The organism is Janthinobacterium sp. NKUCC06_STL (genome assembly GCF_019345455.1).
In the GTDB taxonomy this organism is placed as follows: Bacteria; Pseudomonadota; Gammaproteobacteria; order Burkholderiales; family Burkholderiaceae_D; genus Janthinobacterium; species Janthinobacterium rivuli.
In genome coordinates, this window is sequence record NZ_JAHKQY010000029.1 from 1 (window position 1) to 710 (window position 710).

General features: G+C 68.6%; 1 protein-coding gene. It reads left to right on the plus strand.

Going from position 1 to position 710, the window contains the following annotated elements:
• Positions 1–710, plus strand: a 710-nt coding sequence (locus KO539_RS29840) for a hypothetical protein (RefSeq protein ID WP_219313989.1), incomplete at both ends; no start/stop codon positions are given.

Sequence of the window (710 nt, forward strand, 5' to 3'; positions counted from 1 at the left end):
TGGACGGTGGGTGGCGCGCTGACGAACAGCGGTTCCATCGCGGCGCTGGGCAACACGATCTTGCAGGCCAACAGCATTGCCAGTAGCGGCTTGCTGGGCGCGGGCCTGCAAGCGGACGGCAGCCTGGGGACCAGCGGCAACCTGACCTTGACCGCCACGCAGGGCATCGTGGCTGGCGGCCAGAACCTGGCGGCTGGCCAGGCCAGCTTGACGGGCACGTCGCTGGACCTGAGCGGCAGCCAGACGGGCGCCGCCAATATCGCCCTGACGGCGCGTGCCGGCAACATCACCACGGTGGGCGCGGTGGTCAGCACGCCTGGCCTGCTGTCGATCACGGCCAACGCGGGCAGCGCGCAGGCGCTGGTGAACACGGGCAAGGGACAATTGAGTGCGGGTCAGCTGGCCCTGCAGGTGGCGAACCTGGACAACAGCGGCGGCGACATCGTGCAGACGGGGCAGGGCAAGACCGTCATTGCCACGGGCCTGCTGAACAACACGGGCGGACGCATCGCCGTCAACAGCAGCGATCTTGACCTGAGCGCAGCGATCTTGACGAATCTGAACGGGCGCATCGAGCATGCGGGCAATGGCGTGCTGGCCATCACGGCCAGCACGCTGAACGGGCAGGGCGGCAAACTCATCGGCAATGGCGCGCTGCGCATCGACGCCGGCAGCATCGACCACCGCGACGCCACCCTGGTGGCGCAGCA